12 protein-coding genes are annotated in these 20985 nt (G+C 61.2%); 6 read left to right on the forward strand and 6 right to left on the reverse strand.

Annotated features, from left to right (window positions below; all coding sequences use genetic code 11):
- The first annotated feature begins 155 nt into the window (after positions 1-155).
- On the forward strand, positions 156-1919 hold the full coding sequence (locus M0746_RS25900) for a cation:proton antiporter (protein ID WP_258451115.1): 1764 nt from the start codon (positions 156-158) through the stop codon (positions 1917-1919).
- A gap of 20 nt (positions 1920-1939) precedes the next feature.
- Here M0746_RS25900 and M0746_RS25905 read toward each other — a convergent pair whose 3' ends face one another.
- From M0746_RS25905 to uvrD, 3 genes are all read right to left on the reverse strand, one after another.
- Positions 1940-2347, reverse strand: a complete 408-nt coding sequence (locus tag M0746_RS25905) for an SMI1/KNR4 family protein (RefSeq protein ID WP_003187120.1) — start codon at positions 2345-2347, stop codon at positions 1940-1942.
- 141 nt (positions 2348-2488) lie between these two features.
- On the reverse strand, positions 2489-3364 hold the full coding sequence (locus M0746_RS25910) for a Tim44 domain-containing protein (protein WP_258451116.1): 876 nt from the start codon (positions 3362-3364) through the stop codon (positions 2489-2491).
- 289 nt (positions 3365-3653) lie between these two features.
- A complete protein-coding gene (gene uvrD, locus M0746_RS25915) occupies positions 3654-5837 on the reverse strand; it encodes a DNA helicase II (RefSeq protein WP_208939188.1) in 2184 nt (727 codons plus the stop codon).
- Between the two features lie 256 nt (positions 5838-6093).
- Between uvrD and M0746_RS25920 the strand changes: the two genes are divergently transcribed.
- From M0746_RS25920 to M0746_RS25930, 3 genes are all read left to right on the forward strand, one after another.
- Positions 6094-8964: a putative bifunctional diguanylate cyclase/phosphodiesterase gene (locus tag M0746_RS25920; RefSeq protein ID WP_258451117.1), complete on the forward strand. Its 2871-nt coding sequence runs from the start codon at positions 6094-6096 to the stop codon at positions 8962-8964.
- A 127-nt stretch (positions 8965-9091) separates the two neighbouring features.
- Positions 9092-9958, forward strand: coding sequence for a transcriptional regulator HexR (hexR, locus tag M0746_RS25925; RefSeq protein ID WP_007962240.1), 867 nt, complete (start codon positions 9092-9094; stop codon positions 9956-9958).
- A 227-nt stretch (positions 9959-10185) separates the two neighbouring features.
- Entirely contained in the window at positions 10186-10389 is a 204-nt protein-coding gene (locus M0746_RS25930; RefSeq protein ID WP_203420073.1) for a PA3496 family putative envelope integrity protein, read from the forward strand.
- Here M0746_RS25930 and M0746_RS25935 read toward each other — a convergent pair.
- Positions 10331-11293 carry a LysR family transcriptional regulator gene (locus M0746_RS25935; RefSeq protein WP_258451118.1) on the reverse strand — a complete coding sequence of 321 codons (963 nt, stop codon included), beginning with the start codon at positions 11291-11293 and terminating at the stop codon, positions 10331-10333. The two genes, M0746_RS25930 and M0746_RS25935, sit on opposite strands and share 59 nt — an antisense overlap.
- Positions 11294-11482: 189 nt before the next feature.
- Between M0746_RS25935 and M0746_RS25940 the strand changes: the two genes are divergently transcribed.
- Positions 11483-12898 (forward strand): acetyl-CoA carboxylase biotin carboxylase subunit, encoded by a 1416-nt coding sequence (locus M0746_RS25940; protein WP_090287702.1) that lies wholly within the window; start codon positions 11483-11485, stop codon positions 12896-12898.
- Positions 12899-12999: 101 nt separating this feature from the next.
- Positions 13000-14808 (forward strand): sodium-extruding oxaloacetate decarboxylase subunit alpha, encoded by a 1809-nt coding sequence (oadA, locus tag M0746_RS25945; RefSeq protein ID WP_258451119.1) that lies wholly within the window; start codon positions 13000-13002, stop codon positions 14806-14808.
- Between the two features lie 666 nt (positions 14809-15474).
- Here oadA and M0746_RS25950 read toward each other — a convergent pair.
- Together M0746_RS25950 and M0746_RS25955 are read right to left on the reverse strand one after the other, a co-directional pair.
- Positions 15475-17688, reverse strand: coding sequence for an autotransporter outer membrane beta-barrel domain-containing protein (locus M0746_RS25950; RefSeq protein ID WP_258451120.1), 2214 nt, complete (start codon positions 17686-17688; stop codon positions 15475-15477).
- A gap of 206 nt (positions 17689-17894) precedes the next feature.
- Positions 17895-20849: an autotransporter outer membrane beta-barrel domain-containing protein gene (locus M0746_RS25955; protein ID WP_258451121.1), complete on the reverse strand. Its 2955-nt coding sequence runs from the start codon at positions 20847-20849 to the stop codon at positions 17895-17897.
- Positions 20850-20985: the final 136 nt, after the last annotated feature.

Raw genomic sequence — 20985 nt, forward strand, 5'->3', positions numbered from 1 at the left:
CCTTATATTGCACCGGCTTTCAGAAAGAAGTCGCGGTGTTAACCTGCAAAAGCCCTGCCCAAGGGCAATTCCTACAGCCGAAGCGGATTTTTACCCAGCCTGCGCAGACACTTCTGACGTCTGTCCGCGGCCTCGTCATTCAGGGAGCCCACACCATGCATGCCATCAGCTTCATTCAGGATCTGGCAGTGATCATGTTGGTCGCAGGTGTGGTGACCGTACTGTTTCACCGTTTCAAGCAGCCAGTGGTGCTCGGCTACATCGTTGCCGGTTTCATCATCGGCCCGCATACGCCACCGTTTGGCCTGATCCACGACGAAGGCACCATCAAGACCCTCGCCGAGCTGGGAGTGATCTTCCTGATGTTCTGCCTCGGGCTGGAATTCAGCCTGCGCAAGCTGTTCAAGGTCGGCGCCACGGCGTTTATCGCAGCGTTTCTTGAAATCATCCTGATGATCTGGATCGGGTACGAAATCGGCCGCTGGTTCGACTGGAACACCATGGACTCGCTGTTCCTTGGCGCGATCCTGGCGATATCCTCGACCACCATCATCGTCAAGGCCCTCAACGATCTGAAGATGAAGAACGAGCGCTTCGCGCAGTTGATCTTCGGCGTGCTGATCGTCGAGGACATCCTCGGCATCGGCATCATCGCGCTGCTGTCGAGCATTGCCGTCAGCGGTACGGTGAGTTCGGGCGAGGTGTTTTCCACGGTCGGCAAGCTGTCGCTGTTCATGATCGTTGCGCTGGTCATCGGCATCCTGCTGGTGCCGCGCCTGTTGGCCTACGTGGCGAAATTCGACAGCAACGAGATGCTGCTGATCACTGTGCTGGGCCTGTGTTTCGGCTTCTGCCTGCTGGTGGTGAAACTCGAATACAGCATGGTCCTCGGCGCCTTCCTCATTGGCGCGATCATGGCCGAGTCGCGGCAATTGCTGAAGATCGAACGGCTGGTCGAGCCGGTGCGTGACCTGTTCAGCGCAATCTTCTTCGTCGCCATCGGCCTGATGCTCGACCCGATGATCCTGCTCGAATACGCCTGGCCGATTGCGGTGATCACCGTGGCCGTGGTGCTGGGCAAAATGCTGTCCTGCGGCCTCGGTGCTTTTATCGCTGGCAACGACGGACGTACCTCACTGCGAGTGGGGATGGGCCTGTCACAAATCGGCGAATTTTCCTTCATCATCGCCGCCTTGGGCATGACCTTGCAGGTCACCAGCCATTTCCTTTATCCGGTGGCCGTGGCGGTGTCGGTGATTACCACGTTGCTGACGCCGTATCTGATTCGCGCGGCCGATCCGCTGTCGATCAAGTTGTCCGCAGCCATGCCCAAGCGTCTCGGCCGGGTGCTGGGCATGTACGGTGAATGGCTGCGCAGCATCCAGCCGCAAGGCGAGGGTGCGATGCTGGCGTCGATGATCCGGCGGATTCTGTTGCAGGTCGGGGTCAATCTGGCGCTGGTGATTGCGATTTTCATCGCCGGGGCTTACTTCGCCGAACGCCTGTCGGTGTGGCTGCAGGACTGGATCGGAGATCCGAGCTGGCAGAAGGCGTTGATCTGGGGCGGCGCGCTGCTGGTGTCGCTGCCGTTCCTGATCGCGGCTTATCGCAAGCTCAAGGCGTTGTCGATGCTGTTGGCGGAGATGGGCGTCAAGCCGGAGATGGCCGGGCGGCACACGCAGCGAGTGCGCCGGGTGATCGCCGAAGTGATCCCGATTCTCTCGCTGCTGGTGATTTTCCTGCTGCTGGCAGCCTTGTCGGCCAGTATCTTGCCGACCAACAAGTTGCTGGTGCTGGTCGCCGTGGTCGCGGCCGCCGTGGCGGCGCTGCTCTGGCGCTGGTTCATCCGCGTGCACACGCGGATGCAGGTAGCCTTGCTGGAAACCCTCGACAATCACAAGGAGTCGTCAGGGCATTAGCCGCCGGGGCGGCTGGCCGATCAGCTTTCCAGCCAGACGTCCCGCGCCCAGTGCCACACCGATTCCCAGGTTTCTTCGGCAATCAGTTCTTCTTCGGCCTGCCAAAGCACCACGGTGCCGTCTTCTTCAACGCAGTAGTAATCATCGCCGTCCTGACAGATCGGGATCAGGCTGCGATCAACCCCTGCATCCCATGCATTGGCCGCGACGTCCGGCAGATAGGTGTGGGATTGCGGGTCGGTAACGGTGACCGGTTCGAGACTGCCATAGACCACATCGCTGACGGTCAGCAAAAATTCCCGGAAGACAAACGGAATGTCGATGAACAGTTGTTCTTCGATTTCTACCAGCAGGTCTTCGTCAGGCAACTCCAAAGGAACCGGTACGGGTTCGTTGGCTTCGCGTAATTGTTCGATGATTTCTTCCACGTCCGGGGATCCTCTTGCTTGAATGGCGCGGTTTATAGGGGCCGGTTTATACAGTAGCTCGCTATAGATGCAACTGCGAAATAGAAAACCCCAGCCGAGGCTGGGGTTTTTTTATTACCGCAAGTGAAGCGCAGCAGGCAATCAGCCGTTCTGGCGGATACCGGCGACCAGCCAAGGCTGGTTGTCGCCCTGCGGGCGCTCCATGTTCCAGCTCTCGCTGAACACTTCGCCCTGGTCGAAGCGCGAAGTCTTCGATACGCCGGTGAAGGTCAGGGTGGCGATGGTCTTGTCGGCACGATCATCGACGCCGTCCAGCTGCACTTGCAGGTTGTCGATGTAGGTCGACTGGAAGCCGTCACCCAGGTCAGCGCGCTCACGCTTGAGGAATTCAAGCATTTGCGGGGTCACGAACTCGGCGATCTTGTCCATTTCGTTAGCGTCCCAGTGTTGCTGCAGCGACTGGAAGTGGCTGCGCGCAGCTTCGAGGAAGCGCTGTTCGTTGAACCAGGCCGGAGCGTTGATCACCGGGCGGGCAGCGGCCGGAGCGGCCGAACCACCGAAGATCGAACCCATGGCAGCAGGCTTCTGTTCGAAGACTTCACGCTGCATCGGCGCGCCAGCCGGAGCGAACTGCTCCTGCTGCTTGCGACGACGGGCGGCAATGAAGCGGAAAATCACGAACGCGATCAGCGCCATGATCAGGATGTCGAAGATCTGCATGCCCTGGAACCCGCCGCCCATGAACATGGAAGCGAGCAGGCCACCGGCGGCGATACCGGCCAGAGGGCCGAGCCACTTGGTAGCACCGCCGGCCTTGGCCGCAGCGCCCGCAGCACCGGCAGCGCCAGCGGTCGCAGCTGCGCCGCCCACGCCTGGAGAAGAAGGAGCCATCTGGCTGGTCTGGTGCGTCGGCGCAGCGCCGGCGCTTTTGCCACCACCAAAGCGCTTGGCGTTGGCGTCGAGGCTCATCGTCAGGCCGATGCACAACGCCATGGCGATGCTAAGAAAACGTTTCATAAAGGGTATTCCCGTTTTGTGGAGACACGCGCGCCATGTTGCACAGCTGAAGTGTTACTGGCTAGCGAGAGAGTGTTTCCGGCTTTTGCCTGACAGGTTGCGTTCAGCTTGGCGAGGCAATCAGCCGATGTACTTTTGTGTGTAGGAAAAGGCGATAGGTTCAGAGGGATTTGGGCCACGTGTAGGAGTGAGCCTGCTCGCGATGAGGGTGTGTCAGTCACCACATTGATGACTGACAGACCGCTATCGCGAGCAGGCTCACTCCTACAGAAAGCAAGCGAAATCGGCGTTAGATGGCCTCGAGCTTGGCGTAACCGAGCATCAGCCACTTGCTGCCTTCGCTGAAGTTCACCTGCACGCGGGCCTGCGCTCCGGAGCCTTCGAAGTTGAGAATCACGCCTTCGCCGAAGATCGAATGGCGCACGGCCTGGCCGAGGACGAAACCGGTCTCCGGTATCTCGCTGCCGCTGAACAGGTTGCTGCCACTCATCGACTGGTTGCCGCCGAAGGGTCGGCTGACGCTGTTCGATAGGCGCACTTCCTGAATCAGGCCTTTCGGCACTTCGCGGACGAAACGCGAGACCTTGTTGTAGGTCTCGCTACCGTACAGGCGGCGAGTTTCCGCGTAAGTCATTACCAGATTCTGCATCGCCCGGGTGATACCCACATAGGCCAGACGCCGTTCTTCTTCAAGACGCCCCGGTTCTTCGAGGCTCATCTTGTGCGGGAACAGGCCTTCTTCCATGCCCACGAGGAACACGTAAGGGAATTCCAGGCCTTTGGCGCTGTGCAGGGTCATCAGTTGGATGCTGTCTTCGTGCTCGTCGGCCTGGGTGTCGCCGGCCTCCAGCGAAGCGTGGCCGAGGAACGCCGCCAGTGGCGTCAGCTCTTCGTCTTCTTCGGTGTTTTCGAAGTTGCGCGCGGCGCTGACCAGTTCTTCAAGGTTTTCTACCCGGGCCTGACCTTTTTCGCCTTTTTCCGCTTCGTGGTAGGCGATCAGGCCGGACTGCTCGATGACGGTCTGGGTCATCAGGTGCAACGGCATCTCGGCGCACTTGGCGGCAAGGTTCTCGATCAGTTCGATAAACGCCCCCAAGGCGCTGGCCGCGCGACCGGTGAGGCCTTTGTTGGCGACCAGTTGGCGCATCGCTTCCCACATCGACACATCGCTGTGCCGGGCGTGTTCGCGAATCGCTTCAACGGTTTTCTCGCCGATGCCGCGGGCCGGCACGTTGATCACCCGCTCCAGTGCCGCATCGTTGCCGCGACCTTCGAGCAAGCGCAGGTAGGCCATAGCGTTCTTGATTTCGGCGCGTTCGAAGAAGCGCTGGCCGCCGTAGATACGGTAGGGAATGCGCTCTCGTAGCAGAGCTTCTTCGAGCACGCGCGACTGGGCGTTGGAGCGGTACAGGATCGCGATTTCGCTGCGTGCCAGGCCGGTTTTCAGCGCACTTTCGATGGTTTCGACAACGTAGCGTGCTTCGTCGTGTTCGTTGAACGCGGCGTACAGATTGATCGCTTCGCCGTCGCCGCCATCGGTCCACAGCTCTTTGCCCAGGCGCCCGGTATTGTTGGCAATCAGCGCGTTGGCCGCCTTGAGAATGCCGGCGGTGGAGCGGTAGTTCTGCTCCAGACGGATGGTCTGGGAATCCGGGAAGTCGGACGAGTACTGGTGGATGTTCTCGATCTTCGCGCCGCGCCAGCCATAAATCGACTGGTCGTCGTCGCCGACCACCATCAGGCTGTCGCCACCCTTGCCGAGCAGGCGCAACCAGGCGTACTGCACGGCGTTGGTGTCCTGGAACTCGTCGACCAGAATGTGCCGGAAGCGCTTCTGATAGTGCGCCAACAGGCCCGGATGGTCGCGCCACAGGTCGAGGGCGCGCAGCAGCAATTCGGAGAAATCGATGACCCCGGCGCGCTGGCATGCAGCCTCATAGGCTTCGTAAATGCCACGCATGGTTGCCAGGTACAGATCGCCGCTGGCCTGAATGTGTTGCGGCCGCAGACCTTCGTCTTTCTGCCCATTGATGAACCACTGCGCCTGACGCGCCGGCCAGCGCTGCTCGTCCAGACCCAGCTCGCGGATCACCCGCTTGACCAAGCGTTGCTGGTCGTCGCTGTCGAGAATCTGGAAGGTCTGGCTCAGGCCGGCTTCCTGCCAGTGCGCCCGCAGCAAGCGGTGCGCCAGGCCGTGGAAGGTGCCGACCCACATGCCGGCCGGGTTGATACCCAGCAACTGCTCGATGCGGTGACGCATCTCGGCAGCAGCCTTGTTGGTGAAGGTCACCGACAGAATGGAGTGGGGCGAGGCGTTTTCGACCTGGATCAACCAGGCGATACGGTGCACCAGCACTCGGGTTTTACCGGAGCCAGCACCGGCCAGGACCAACTGACGGCCAACAGGGGCCGCTACGGCCTGGCGTTGGGCATCGTTGAGAGAGTTCAGCAGAAGGGAGAGATCATCGCGCATCGGGGCATTCTAGGGTGCGCCGCAGGCCCGGGCAAACCGCGTGTTGCATTAGCCGATGAAAGTGCTGCCGATGACGACCGGTCGGTCACCGCTGCAGGCTTCGGCCCGTCTCGCTTGAGCGGTTGCGACGGTGCCGGGACAAGGGCAAGTTTCGGCGCAATTCTGACCTGCAGCAGTTTGGCAACCGGAGCGGCTTGTGTATGCTCCGTCGACGTTTCGGGCGCACGCCCTCCTTATAAGAACAAGAACGTTGCCCATGATCCTCAGCGCCGAACTGTCGGGACCCTCTGTGGAACCCCGGGTCATCCGCAAGCACTATGCCGTCGAAATGGCGGTCGAGCGCACACGTCTGCTGTATCAGGGATCATTGCTGCCGACGCTGTTCATGTTGATCAACGGCCTGGTCTGCGCAGCATTGCTCTGGAGCCCGCAGCGCTATTTCGTGGTCAGCGTCTGGCTGGTGTGGCTGTTGTCGCTGGTGGCGCTGCGGGTGATTCAGGTGGCGGCGTTCGATTCGGCGATACCGGATCGCCAGGCCCAGCCGATCTGGCGGCGCATGTTTCTGCTCGGCTCGACCATGACCGGCCTGACACTCGCTGGCGCCGGCATCGCGCTGGTGCCTGCCGACAACTTCATGCAACAAGCCTGGGTGTTCGGCCTGATCGGCGCGGCGACCCTGTCGGCCAGCGTCGCCTACGCCGTGAGCCTGCCGGCATTCCTGTCGTTTACCTTGCCCTGTCTGCTGCCAGCGATCGGCTACCTGTTCTGGGGTGGCGATGAGCAGGCGCACGGTTGGGGCTGGCTCGGCTTGATCCTGCTCGGCTCCTTGAGCGTGGTCGCCTGGCAGGTCAACCGGTTGATCGATCGCGGTTTGCTGCGCCGCTTCCAGAACCAGCACCTGATCGAACATTTGCAGCAGACCCAACTGCGCGGCGAGCAGCTCAATCAGGAACTGGGCAAAGAGATCGAACAGCGCCGCTGTGCCGAGAGCAAGCTGCGCGAGGCTCAGGTCGAACTCGAAGACCGCGTCGCCCAGCGCAGCCGCGAACTGGACGCGGCCAATCAGGCCCTGAGCAAAAGCGAGGCGCGTCTGGCGCTGGCGTTGAAGGCCAGCGAGCTGGGGTTGTGGGACTGGAATCTGCAGACCGACGAAGTCCATCACACGCAAATTCAGGAGCTGTTCGGCCTCGCCCCGGAATACGTCACCGCGCTGCTGCGCGATCTCAAGCCACGCTTGCATCCCGAAGATCTGCCGACGCTCAAGTACGCGTTGATCGAGCATCTGAAGGGGCGCAGCGAGGACTACCAGATTGAATATCGTGTGCGTCACGGCGACGGCCATTGGGTCTGGATCGAAGACCGTGGCCGCGCGGTAGAGCGCAGCGACAGCGGGCGAGTGATTCGCATGGTCGGTACCCGTCGCGACATCAGCGCCGGCAAAAGTCTGGAAGAACAGCAACGGCTCGCGGCGACGGTGTTCGAAGCGGCCAGTGAAGGCATTGTGATTCTCGACCCGAACTATGCGCTGATCGCGATCAACCAGGCCTTCAGCCGGGTCACCGGCTATGACATCGACGACATGCTCGGGCGCAACGTCGTCGAGCTGCCGTGCAGCCGCGATGCCCGCCGCCATTACGTGGCCATTCGTCATGCGCTGGAACAGCATGGCAGCTGGCAGGGCGAGCTGGTGGAAACGCGCAAGAACGGCGAGCTGTATCCGCAATGGCTGCAATTGAATGCGGTGCGCGACAATCGCGGCAATGTCAGCCATATCGTCGGCTTCTTCGCCGATCTGTCGGCGCGGCGCGAATCCGAAGAGCGCATGCGTTACCTGACCCACTATGACGAACTCACCGGCCTGGCCAACCGCTCGCTGTTTCGCGAACGCCTGCACGAAGCGCATCAGCGCTCGCGGCAGAGCCGACGCAGCCTGGCCCTGCTGCACATCAATCTGGACCGCTTCAAGCTGCTCAACGATAGCCTCGGGCATGAGGTCGCCGACCAGTTGCTGCAGAAAATGGCACGGCGGCTGGTCAACGCCTTGCCGGAAGCCGACACGATTGCGCGCTTGTCCGGTGATGAATTTGCGGTGCTGTTCGATGCCTACGGCAACCTTTCTAGTCTGGCCCGCGTCGCTACGCGCCTGTCATCGAAGCTGCGTTTGCCGCTGACGGTGGAAGGGCACGAGCTGGTGGTCAGCGCTTCGATGGGCATCAGTCTGTTGCCGGACAACGCCCGCGAGATTTCCGCGCTGGTCAGCCAATCGAACATGGCCATGCAGCACGCCAAGCATCTGGGCGGCGACAACTTCCAGTTTTACACCGACAGTTTGCAGGCCAGCACGCTGGAGCGCCTGCAGCTGGAAAACCATCTGCGCCGGGCCATCGAAGAGCAGCAACTGAGTGTTTTCTATCAGCCGAAACTGTGCCTGCAAACCGGCCGCCTGAACGCCGCGGAAGCACTGGTGCGCTGGGAGCATCCGGGCATGGGCCAGGTGCCGCCGGCCGACTTCATCGGACTGGCCGAGGAAACCGGGTTGATCGGGCCGATCGGCGAGTTCGTCCTGCGCCAGGCGTGCTGGCAGGCCTGCGAATGGCAGCGTCAGGGGCTGGCGCCGATTCGCGTGTCGGTGAACCTGTCGGTGCACCAATTGCGCCAAGGCAAACTGGTCAGTCTGGTGCGACAGGTGCTGGAAGAGACGGGACTGGCGCCCGATTGTCTGGAACTGGAACTCACCGAAAGCCAGTTGCTTGACAGCGTCGAGCACATCATCGCGACGTTCCAGCAGTTGCGCGATCTTGGGGTGAAACTGGCGATCGACGATTTCGGCACCGGCTATTCGTCGCTCAGTTATCTCAAGCGCATTCCGGTGGATTACGTGAAAATCGATCAGGCGTTCATTCGCGGATTAGGCGAGGGCAGCGAAGATGCGGCAATTACCCGCGCAATCATTGCCATGGCCCACGGGCTGTCGCTGAAAGTCGTCGCCGAGGGGGTCGAGCGCCCGCAACAGCTGGAATTTTTGCGCGGCGAAGGCTGTGACGAAGTGCAAGGTTATCTGATCAGCCGCCCGGTTGACGCCGGCGCGCTGGCCGGGCTGTTGCGCGATCAGGAAAAACCGCGTTAAGGGCTACATGCAGGCCATCGCGCCACATACCGGGACATTGAGTTACGCATTGAGCAGGCAAAATGCCCATTCATGTAGTATAACTACAAGCTTGCTACATCCTTGCCCACAAGAAGAGTCCAGCCCCTTGAATCTGCTGCAACACATTGCCCAGTCACGTCACCTGTTACGCAAGTCGGAGCTCAAGGTCGCCGACCACGTGCTGCTTGACCCTGCGGCGGTGATGCACAGTTCCATGGCCGATCTGGCCCACAGCGTCGGCATCAGCGAACCGACCATCGTGCGCTTCTGCCGCGCCATCGGTTGTTCCGGTTTTCAGGATCTGAAACTCAAACTGGCGCAAAGCCTGGCTGCCGGTGCCAGCTTCGGTCAGTTCGCGATCCATGAAGACGACTCGGTCGCCGATTACAGCCTGAAGATTTTCGACACCACGCTGCACACGCTGATGGAGGTTCGCGAGAAACTCGATCCGGTGGAGTTGCAGCGCGCGGTGACGTTGATGTCGCAGGCGCAGCGGGTCGAGTTCTATGGCTTTGGCGCATCCGGCGCGGTAGCGGCGGATGCCCAGCACAAGTTCTTCCGCCTGCTGCTGACCGCGGCGGCGTATTCCGACCCGCACATGCAGGCGATGTCGGCGGTGACCCTGAAGCCGACCGATGTGGCGATCTGCATTTCCCAGTCGGGGCGCTCCAAGGATCTGCTGATCACCGCCAACCTCGTTCGCGAAAGCGGCGCCTCGTTGATCACCCTGTGCCCGAGCCAGACACCGCTGGCCGAGCTGTCGACGGTCAATCTGGCGATCGACGTGCACGAAGACACGGAAATCTACACGCCGCTGACCTCACGCATCGCTCACCTGGTGGTGATCGATGTGCTGGCGATGGGCGTGGCCATGGCGCGCGGGCCGAGCCTGGTCAATCACCTCAAGAGCGTGAAGCGCAGTTTGCGCAGCTTGCGCTTGTCGCCCAAAGCCGTGAAAGCGCTGGATGACTGAAGTCATCCAGGGTCATTCCGACCTTGATCGCGAGCAAGCCCGCTCCCACAGTGGTAGGTAGTGTTCACAGATTCTGTGTTCGACAGAAAACCGTGTGGGAGCGGGCTTGCCCGCGATGGCGTCCTCACAAACACCGCAAGTTTCATCGCACTGTCATCCCCGCGCAGCCAAACCGTCATCCCCCGCGCCTATCGTGAAACTCCCGTACTCGCCTTGGGAGAATCGAAATGGCTCAGCCCTACGAAGAACGCAACAGCGCCGCGAAAACCCGTCGTCAGCAGGAAGACCAGCGCCGCATGGAATTCCGCCGCGCTATCGAAGATCGCTTCGAACTTCGCCAGCTTCAAGCCGAGATCGGCGATTTTCCCGAGATCAATCTCTGGCAGGCAGCGCCCGCAGCTTCCCGTCGAAACGCTCAACCAGCGCGCTGATCTGCGCACGCTCGCTGCGGATAAACGCCAGGAAGGCGTGCGCCACCGGTGACAGGCGTTTGGCTTTGGCCTGCACCAGACACCAGCTACGCAGCAGCGGCAATTCCTCGACCGGCAGCTCGACCAGCCCGCCGGTCGCAAGCTCCAGGTTCAGGGCGTGACGCGTCAACAGCGCCACGCCCAGACCCGCCAGCACACACTCGCGCTGAGCCTCGGCCGAGGCCACTTCCTGAGTCTGGGTGAAGTGCACGCGTTTCTCTTTGAAATACTCTTCGCACGCCAGTCGCGTGCCCGAGCCTGGCTCGCGAATCAGCAATGTGTAGGGTTCAAGATCCTGCAGGCGCAACGGTCCCAGATGCGCCAACGGGTGATCGGGGCGTGCGACCGCAACAATCGGATTATTGAGAAATGGCAGGAATTCGAGGCCCATGTCCTGCGGCACCATCGACATGATCACCAGGTCATCGCGGTTGTCCGACAGCCGTCGGATCACCTGGCCGCGATTGACCACGGTCAGTTGCAGATTGACCTCGGGGTGCTGGCGCTTGAATGCGGCGAACAAGTGCGGAACGAAATATTTGGCGCTGGATTCCACCGCCAGTTTCAACTGTCCCTGCAGCGAGCCTTGCATGTCCGACAGCTGCATATCGAGGTTTTCCAGGCGCCCGAAAATGTCGCGGCTCGCGCGTTGCAGCGCTTCGGCAGCCTCGGTCATGTAGAGTTTTTTGCCGACATAATCGAACAAGGGCTGGCCGATCAGCTCTTCAAGCTGACGAATCTGTAGGCTAACGGCCGGTTGTGTGAGCGACATTTCGTCAGCTGCGCGGCTATAGGAACGCAAATCACACACTTCGTTGAATATCTGCAACTGACGCAATGTCATACGCATCAAGGACTTACGCATTTTTGCCGGCTCTGAAGTGTGATTGATGTTTCAACTATAAGTCTTTGCTTATGCCTGACCCAATTTTTATTCATTTTTGTTAATCCCTTGCGAGCGCTAGTGTGGACCTGCGACCGAATTGAAACATTTGGTCACGCGTCGACCTGGGTCTAGCAGGTCGTGGTGCCACCGGCTCAAGGGAACCTCCAAGTGATAACAAAGATCCTGATCGCCAACCGTGGTGAGATTGCCGTACGAATCGTACGAGCCTGCGCCGAGATGGGCATTCGCTCGGTAGCGATTTTTTCCGACGCCGACCGTCATGCCTTGCATGTGAAGCGTGCGGACGAGGCTCACAGCATTGGCGCCGAGCCATTGGCCGGTTACCTCAACCCGCGCAAGCTGGTGAACCTGGCCGTCGAAACCGGCTGCGATGCGCTGCACCCCGGCTACGGCTTCCTGTCGGAAAACGCCGAGCTGGCGGAGATCTGCGCCGAACGCGGGATCAAATTCATCGGCCCGTCGGCGGAAGTCATCCGGCGCATGGGCGACAAGACCGAAGCGCGCCGCAGCATGATCAAGGCCGGGGTGCCAGTCACGCCGGGCACCGAAGGCAACGTTTCGGGCATCGAAGAAGCCTTGGCCGAAGGCGACCGTATCGGTTACCCGGTGATGCTCAAAGCCACTTCCGGTGGTGGCGGTCGCGGTATCCGTCGCTGCAACAGCCGCGAAGAACTCGAACAGAATTTCCCGCGGGTCATTTCCGAAGCCACCAAGGCGTTCGGCTCGGCGGAAGTGTTCCTGGAAAAATGCATCGTCAATCCCAAGCACATCGAAGCGCAGATTCTTGGCGACAGTTTCGGCAACGTCGTGCACCTGTTCGAGCGTGACTGCTCGATCCAGCGCCGCAACCAGAAGCTCATCGAGATCGCCCCCAGTCCGCAGCTGACTCCGGAACAGCGCGCCTACATCGGTGATCTTTCGGTACGCGCAGCCAAGGCGGTGGGCTACGAGAACGCCGGCACCGTGGAGTTCCTGCTCGCCGAGGGCGAGGTGTACTTCATGGAAATGAATACCCGCGTGCAGGTGGAACACACCATCACCGAAGAAATCACCGGCATCGATATCGTTCGCGAGCAGATCCGCATCGCCTCTGGCCTGCCGCTTTCGGTGAAGCAGGAAGACATTCAGCACCGTGGTTTCGCCTTGCAGTTCCGTATCAACGCGGAAGATCCGAAAAACAACTTCCTGCCGAGCTTCGGCAAGATCACCCGTTACTACGCGCCTGGTGGTCCGGGCGTGCGCACCGACACGGCGATTTACACCGGTTACACCATTCCGCCGTTCTACGATTCGATGTGCCTGAAACTGGTGGTCTGGGCATTGACCTGGGAAGAGGCAATGGACCGTGGCTTGCGCGCGCTGGACGACATGCGCTTGCAAGGGGTGAAAACCACTGCTGCCTACTACCAGGAAATCCTGCGCAACCCGGAATTCCGCAGCGGCCAGTTCAACACCAGCTTCGTTGAAAGCCACCCGGAACTGACCAACTACTCGATCAAGCGCAAACCCGAAGAGCTGGCCCTGGCCATCGCCGCCGCCATTGCCGCCCACGCAGGCCTATGAATGAAACAGCTGCGAGCTTTTAGCTGCAAGCGGCAAGTAAAAGCAGATTGGCTTTTTCTTGCAGCTTTTAGCTTGAAGCTTGCCGCTATGAGGAGATACCAATGACCAAGAAGATCTTCGTTACCGATACCATCCTGCGCGACGCTCACCAATCGCTGCTCGCCACCCGCATGCGCACCGAGGACATGCTGCCGATCTGCGACAAGCTCGACAAAGTCGGCTACTGGTCGCTGGAATGCTGGGGCGGTGCGACGTTCGACGCCTGTGTACGCTTTTTGAAAGAAGATCCGTGGGAGCGTCTGCGCCAACTGCGCGCGGCGCTGCCTAACACGCGTCTGCAAATGCTCCTGCGCGGGCAGAACCTGCTGGGCTATCGCCATTACAGCGACGACGTGGTTCAGGCCTTCGTCGCTAAAGCCGCAGAGAACGGCATCGACGTATTCCGTATCTTCGACGCGATGAACGACGTGCGTAACCTGCGCGTAGCCATCGAAGCGGTAAAGGCTGCCGGCAAACATGCGCAAGGCACCATCGCTTACACCACCAGTCCGGTGCACACCATCGACGCGTTCGTGGCGCAAGCCAAGCAAATGGAAGCCATGGGTTGCGACTCGGTGGCGATCAAGGACATGGCCGGTCTGCTGACTCCGTACGCTACCGGTGAGCTGGTGCGTGCGCTGAAGGCCGAACAGTCGCTGCCGGTGTTCATCCACTCCCACGACACCGCAGGCCTGGCGGCCATGTGTCAGCTCAAGGCCATCGAAAACGGCGCCGATCACATCGACACCGCGATCTCCAGCTTCGCCTCCGGCACCAGCCATCCGGGCACCGAGTCGATGGTCGCGGCGCTCAAGGGCACCGAATTCGATACCGGCCTGAACCTGGAGCTGCTGCAAGAGATCGGCCTGTACTTCTATGCCGTGCGCAAGAAGTACCACCAGTTTGAAAGCGAATTCACCGCAGTCGATACCCGCGTGCAGGTCAACCAGGTGCCGGGCGGGATGATTTCCAACCTGGCCAACCAGTTGAAAGAGCAGGGCGCCTTGAATCGTATGGGCGAAGTGCTGGCGGAAATTCCTCGGGTGCGCGAAGACCTCGGCTTCCCGCCGCTGGTGACCCCGACTTCGCAGATCGTTGGTACCCAGGCGTTTTTCAACGTGCTGGCCGGCGAGCGCTACAAGACCATCACCAATGAAGTGAAGCTGTACCTGCAAGGCGGTTATGGCAAGGCGCCGGGCGTGGTCAACGAGAAACTTCGGCGTCAGGCGATCGGCAGCGAAGACGTCATCGACGTACGTCCGGCCGATCTGCTCAAGCCGGAAATGACCAAGCTGCGGGCCGATATCGGCGCTCTGGCGACTTCGGAAGAAGACGTGCTGACCTTCGCCATGTTCCCGGACATTGGTCGCAAATTCCTCGAAGAGCGTGCCGCCGGAACCCTGACCCCGGAAGTGCTGTTGCCGATTCCTGAGGCGGGCGCCGTTGCTTCCGCAGGCGGTGAGGGTGTGCCGACCGAGTTCGTCATTGATGTTCACGGTGAAACCTACCGCGTCGATATCACCGGTGTGGGTGTCAAGGCTGAGGGCAAGCGTCACTTCTATCTGTCGATCGATGGCATGCCGGAAGAAGTGGTGTTTGAACCGCTCAATGAGTTTGTCAGCGGTGGCAGCAGCAAGCGCAAGCAGGCGTCGGCACCGGGGCATGTCAGCACGACCATGCCGGGCAATATCGTCGATGTGCTGGTCAAGGAGGGCGACACCGTCAAGGCAGGTCAGGCGGTGTTGATTACCGAGGCGATGAAGATGGAGACCGAGGTTCAGGCGGCGATTGCCGGGAAGGTCGCGGCGATTCATGTGGTCACGGGCGATCGGGTGAATCCGGGTGAGATTTTGATTGAGATCGAAGGGTGATTTAGCGCTTTGATGTGATGGTTTTAACCTCGGGGGGCATGTGCTCCCCTTTTTTTGCTGGTTGCCGTGGCGGCCTGTGGGCCGACCAGGCTCTTGGGGTTTTGGGTGAATATCCGTTGCTTCGGGCGTGGCGGGTGGCGGTTTCGCCCTTACGGCGAGTCACCTTTTCCAGACGCCGAAAAGGTAACCGAAAAGGCTTTGCTCCTGCGTTCGGCCCTCGCAGGCTCGGGTTCCTTCGCTGCGGGATCGATCCGGGCGCAGCGGCTACGGTTTGCTTCGCTGCACCTCCTTCCGCTGTGTCTGGCTGCGCCAGACGGTCGCTGCGCTCCCACGCCCGGATCAATCCCTCCACTCAGCCTTCCGATGTCGCTGGTTAGGCAAGATCAAGATCAAAGGCACTCGAGCTAACGCTCATTGTTGAGTGGTTAGAAGCGGGGGTTGGCTTGGGATTTGTGGTGTGGCTGCCCCTCACCCCAGCCCTCTCCCCCTGGAGAGGGAGCCGATTTTGGTTGGTTTTGAAATTTGAGCACGACTCGGTATTTCAGGTCAGCGTACCTTTCGCATCCACCTCGGTCAGTCCCCTCTCCCTCCGGGAGAGGGCTAGGCGGGCGGCGTTCCGATGAGGGGCTTTTTACTGAATCACTGCATTCAGCTAATCAACCACCATCAAAACGCCACGCGCCACTGTCCCATCACGCCATGAGTCCGGCTGTCATTGCCTGCTTCGGCTGTGAGGCTGACGCCGACGGTGTGGTTGGCGGCGAGGCCGAGGTCGAGTCCGGTGTCGATGGCCAGGCTGTTGCGGTCCAGTGCGGCGCCGGCGATTTCGAAGCGTTTGCCGCCTTTGATCAGTTGTTGGTGGGTGTCGTTGCCGATTTCGCCGAAGGTGTGTTTCCAGCCGGCGCTGAAGCGCGGAGTCAGGCTCATGCCGTTGTCCAGGCGGGTGGTGTGGGCGGTGCGCAGGCCGAAGGTGCTGCTGAGGTTGTCGCGGGTTTGTCCGAAGACTTTCAGGGCTGCGTCGCCGCCTTTTTCACGATAGCTATCGCGCTGGTAGCGTTGATAGCCGAGGCTGGCGAAGGGTTCGAGGGTGGCGTTGTGGCGGCCGAAGTTGTAGCCGAGTTCGGCGAAGGCTTGCTGGGTGTTGGCGTTGTAGTTGCCCTGCAGACGATCACTGAAGCCATTGAAGGCGACACGGCGTTTGCTGCTGCCTTCATGGCTGGCCCAGGCTGCGCCGAGGCGCACGGCCAACGGGCCGTCCTGGCGTGCGGCGTAGGCGCCCAGGTGCCAGCTGTCGAGGTCGCCGTCGTAGTGGCGGGCGTCGAGTCGGGTTTGCGATTTACCGCCGATGAGCCCGACATGCCATTGCTCATCGAGCCGCCAGTCGGCGCCCAGGACCAGGCCTTGGGTCGCGTGCTTGAGGGTGCTGTCGGCATCGCGATCGACCTTGCCGCCATGACCAAGTGCCTGAATCCATACCCGGCCAGCGTCGGCTGCGGCGGATGCCTGGCGAGGCGAGTTGGCCGATGTGTACGTCGAGTCCGGATGATTACTCAATTGCTGCATCGCCGAGAGCATGCTGGCGCTCACGGGCGTGATGCTGCTCAGCGTGGCTTTGGCGAGGTTGGCATTGCTGCCGGCGGCGAGCTGTTCGAGGGCGATGGGGGCGGTGGTCTTGTCGCTGGACAAGAGTGCGGCGACGGCTGTGTTCGCCGGTTTAACCAGCGCAGGCACGGGCTGTTCGACAGCTTGCTCTGCCTGTGCGGTGACGGTTTCTTCGTTGATAGCGACGGGCAACGATTCCGCAACGGGCGTTGACGCCAAGGCTGAAGCCGCTATCGAGGCCTGTTCGGGTGCAATCAAAGCGGAAGCGGAAGGGGTGGAGGTAGCGGTCGGGGTTGGGGTTGATGTTGGTATCGCAGAGGAAGGTGGCGCAACGGGTTCGACAATGCTATCGGCGATCGCGCGGCCGGCGTCAGTCGTAGCCACCTCTTTCAGCGCTACGTCATTGCGCGCATAGGTCAATCCGACCGATTTCTTGTTGTATTGAGGTGTAGCGGTCATGAACGCGAGGTTGTTGCGAATGGTGCCGAACTCACCTTCCACCGCACCCGCTTCAATGACTTTGTACTGGCTGCTCGGCGGATATTCTCCTGGCGCTGCGACGATATTGAGGGTGGCGCCGGCGAGCGCGGCGGTGCCGTCGACCTTGATCGTCTGGCTGTCGGAAGGCGTCACTTCATAGGCCAGTTCGGCGGTTGGTGTCAGGCGCAGATCGCCTTTGACCCGCGGCGCCCCCAGCGCTCCGTTGACGCTAAGCAGCCCGCCGACCTCCAGATTGGCTACCGTGCCTTTGCCAGCGAAGCGGCCACCGTTCTCGACATAGACATCACCTTTGAGACTTCCCAGATTGGTCAGGGCCGTGCCGCCTTGAACCAGCACGCCTTCAGCGAAGTCACCTCTGGAACTCAGCGTCCAGTCGCCCCTGGCGACGACCAGACCGTTGAAGTTGCGCGTGTCTTTCAGTGCGCCTCCCTCACTGGCATCGAGAAACAGGACATTGTCGCCCTCACCACCGTCCAGTCGGCCGGTGAAGCTGGCACCGTCCCTGAGGCTGATCAGATCGTTGACCGCAGTACCCTTGAAGGTTTTTTGCGCGGTTTCGAAAACGATGGGTACCGTCCCCGGGTCACTGATAAAACTCTGAAGTCGTTCAGCAGCATTCTTCTTGGCACTGGCTTCGTTCGCCTGCGGTGTCGCGATGGTTGCAAGCGGTTCAGCGGCGTCAGAAGGTTGCTCGGCGTTGGCAAACTCTACGCAACCTAGCGCCAGGGAAATGGCCAGCGCCAGGTGTTCTGGTTTGAATCCGTGTTGAGTACGCATCAAGGAAAGCCTTTTCCAGAGAGTGAAGACTCAACTCTATGGAGGCCCTCAAAAATCCGCTGTCGGCTGCTTCTCGTACCTGTGCAGGCGACGTCGGAGCGTTTCGGATGAAAAAGTCCGGCAGTTTCGAAACCGGACGTTTTTTACGCGGCTTACCGGGCGCTTTTTCCTACAGCCAGGCTGGGCTGCCATGGCGGTCGAGGTGCTTAAAAGCTCATCTGCCATTGCCCGATCAGCCCGTGGTTGCGGCTGTTGCTGCCGATCTCACCGCTGTAGCCCAAGCCCAGCGAATGCCTTGCCGAGACCCCGACATCAATCCCGGCTTCCAGCATCAGGCTGTCCCGATCCAGCGCGCTGCCCTCGACATTGAACGCCGTGCCGCCGGTTACAAACGCCTGGCGCGTCGAGCTGCTGACGTCGCCATAAGTGTGTTTCCAGCCGAGGGCCATGCGTGGGGTGACGCTCATGCCGTTGTCCAGGCTGCTCAAGTGCGTCAGGCGCAGGCCGAGGGTGCTGTTGAAATTGTCCTGGGTCTGGCTGTCGATTTGCAGCGCCGCGGCGCCACCTTTTTCCTGATAGCGGTCGCGGTGGTAGCGCTGGTAGCCGAGGCTGGCGAACGGTTCGGCGCTGAGCCGGCCGCTGCCCATGGCGTAGCCGAGTTCAGCGAAGGCTTGTTGGCTGTCGGCCTCGTAGTCGCCTCTCGGACGATCACTGAAACCGTCGAACGCAATGTGGCGCTGGCTCTCGCCTTGATGACTGCTGTAAGCGGCGCCGAGGCGCAGGGCGAGCGGGCCGTTCTGATGCAGCGCATAAACCCCGGCGTGCCAGCTGTCCACCTCGCCATCGACGCCGCTGGCATCCAGATCGGTCTGCGAGTAACCGCCGAGAAGGCCCACGCGCCACGCCGGGTTCAGCGCCCAGTCGGCACCGAGCAAGCTGCCCTTGGTGCGTTGCTCCAGGCCACTGCTGCCATGTTCGCCATCAAGCTTGCCGTAGCCGCCGATGCCTTGCAGCCAGAGGCGGCCGCGCGCGTTCGGATCATTGAGATTGCGCGCCGCCGCCGGCACGCCACTGGCGGCGAGCACCGGCGTGTCGCGCTGATCAAGACCGACCAGCAACCCCGGCGCCGCCATCTGCTGCATCGCCGCGAGCATGCTGCTGCCGACCTGACTGCTGGCACTGAGCGTGGCGCTGGTGAGATTGGCATTGCTGGTGCCAGCCAGTTGTTCGATTGCCGCACCGGCACTGCTTTGCGTGGTGTTGAGCAAGGCGTTGTACAGCGCATTGTTTTTGTCGATCGAAGCCAGGCTGTTGGCGGCATTGTTGCCGTTGGCGGTGGTGGCGAACTCATTGAAGGCTACATCGTTGCGGGTGTAGGTCAGGTCGACCTGAGTCGGGGTGTAGGCGAGGGTTGGCGTCAGGAACGCGTAGTCACTGGTGACTTCGCCGAAAGTGCCGTTGACCCGGGCTGCTTGCAGCACGGTGTAGTGACTTTGCCAAGGGTAGCTGCCGCTGCCGGGATTCACCGCGAGCGTCGCGCCGTTGAGGTTGGCGATACCGCCGACCACTACCGGCGCGCTGCTGCCGTCGGCGTTGACGCCGTAGGCGAGAGTGGCAGTGCTGGTCATGTTCAAGTCGCGAACAATGGTCGCGCGACCCAGGCTGGTGTCGGTGCGCAGGGTGCCGTTGACGTTGAGACTGCCCACCGAGCCGCCCCCGGCATAGGCGCCGCTGGCATCGACAGTCAGGGTGCCGGCGATGCCGCCGTGGTTGATCAGGGTGGCGCCATTGCGAACTGCGCCGCCATCGCTGAAATCACCGCTGCCGGTCAGCGTCCAGGCGCCTTGGCGGACCTCCAGCCACTCGAAGTTGCGGCTGGCGCCGAAATCGCCACCGAGCGCATCGTCCATGACCAATCGATCTGTGCCGCTGCCGCCGTCGACGATGCCAATGAAGCGGCTGCCGTTGCGCAGCGTCAGGCGGTCATCGCCGCCGCCCAGGTCCAGCGCCAGGCCGTTGCTGCCACTGACGGTGCCGCCGTTGATGACGCTGTCGGCAAACTCGCCGACGAACTTCACGCCAAAACCGTTCAGGCCCTCGATGCGGCCGAAGTTCTCCAGCGTGGTCGCGGCCAGCCCCGAGTTGCCGCTGCCGTCGTCAACCAGAATCGCGCTGTCGGCACCGCTGATCAGCGCGCCGCTGGCGTTGAGAATGTAGCCGCCACCGAGGGCGATGCCTTCGCTGCCATTGGCGAAACCGGCCTTGTCCACGCCACCGGCGCCGACGCCTTGAATGGTGCCGTAGTTTTCGATGTGGGCGAGGTTGTCGATGTCCACGCCATCACCGTCGCCGTTCGCTTGCAGGCCGGAATACGCGCCGGTGATGGTGCCGTGGTTGATTACCGTGCCATCGCCATCTGAGCCAAACCCGGAACCGTTACGCCCGGTGATCTGCCCGTAGTTGATCAAGGTCGCGCCGAGGTCGGTGGTGATGCCGTGACGGCCACCGGAAATCACTCCGTAGTTGCTGATCGACACGCCGCTGGCGGTATCGATGTCGACGCCGTCGAACTTGTCGTCAGCCGTGTGCGCATCGCCGGTGGAGATCTCACCGTAGTTGGTCAGGGTGGCGTTGGCGCCGGTTTTCATGCCGTCGCTGGCCTCGCCGCGAATCAGTCCGCCGGCGCGATTGATAATGGTGGTCTTCACCGCGTCGCTGCGCAGCGCGTCCAGATCCAGACCCTGGCCGGTGGTCGAACGAATCACCCCGCTGTTGTCGATCAACAGGCTGCCGCTGACGAAGTTGCTGTCGATGCGCAAGGCATCGTTGGCACCGAGAATCTGCCCGCCACTGCGATTGTAGATCGCGTAATTGCGCGCCTTGCTCTCATCGCCACTGCTGTCGATGGCCCGGCCACCGCTGGAGACGATCTTGCCGGCGTTATCGATCACCACACCGGCACCGCTGGTGCTGTCTTTCAGGCTCACGGCCTTGCCGCTGTTGGTGATACTGCCCGGCGCCGAAATCGTCAGCGTGTCGCTGCCGCCCAGCGTTTGCGAGGCCGTGGTGGCGGTGTCGATCTGCACGGTTTTACCGTGAGCAGCAGTGGCGGTGATCAGCAGGGCGATGGCGAGAGACAGGCGCTGTGGCGGAAACGGCATGAAGGGACGGCCTTTTTCTTATGGACGGGCCGTCCTGTATAGCGAGGGGTTTTTACAGAATGATGTCGGAGGCGATCTGCATTATTTTGCGCGCCATCTAAGCTGGCGACGTCATGATCTGCATTTTGTTGCAGTT

Source organism: Pseudomonas sp. S11P7, assembly GCF_023195435.1.
GTDB lineage: Bacteria > Pseudomonadota > Gammaproteobacteria > Pseudomonadales > Pseudomonadaceae > Aquipseudomonas > Aquipseudomonas fluorescens_G.

Coding starts and splice junctions, on each gene's coding strand:
- M0746_RS25900 (WP_258451115.1), top strand. CDS start 156: ATGCATGCCATCAGCTTCATTCAGGATCTGGCAGTGATCATGTTGGTC.
- M0746_RS25910 (WP_258451116.1), bottom strand. CDS start 3,364: ATGAAACGTTTTCTTAGCATCGCCATGGCGTTGTGCATCGGCCTGACG.
- uvrD (WP_208939188.1), bottom strand. CDS start 5,837: ATGCGCGATGATCTCTCCCTTCTGCTGAACTCTCTCAACGATGCCCAA.
- M0746_RS25920 (WP_258451117.1), top strand. CDS start 6,094: ATGATCCTCAGCGCCGAACTGTCGGGACCCTCTGTGGAACCCCGGGTC.
- M0746_RS25930 (WP_203420073.1), top strand. CDS start 10,186: ATGGCTCAGCCCTACGAAGAACGCAACAGCGCCGCGAAAACCCGTCGT.
- M0746_RS25935 (WP_258451118.1), bottom strand. CDS start 11,293: ATGCGTAAGTCCTTGATGCGTATGACATTGCGTCAGTTGCAGATATTC.
- oadA (WP_258451119.1), top strand. CDS start 13,000: ATGACCAAGAAGATCTTCGTTACCGATACCATCCTGCGCGACGCTCAC.
- M0746_RS25950 (WP_258451120.1), bottom strand. CDS start 17,688: ATGCGTACTCAACACGGATTCAAACCAGAACACCTGGCGCTGGCCATT.
- M0746_RS25955 (WP_258451121.1), bottom strand. CDS start 20,849: ATGCCGTTTCCGCCACAGCGCCTGTCTCTCGCCATCGCCCTGCTGATC.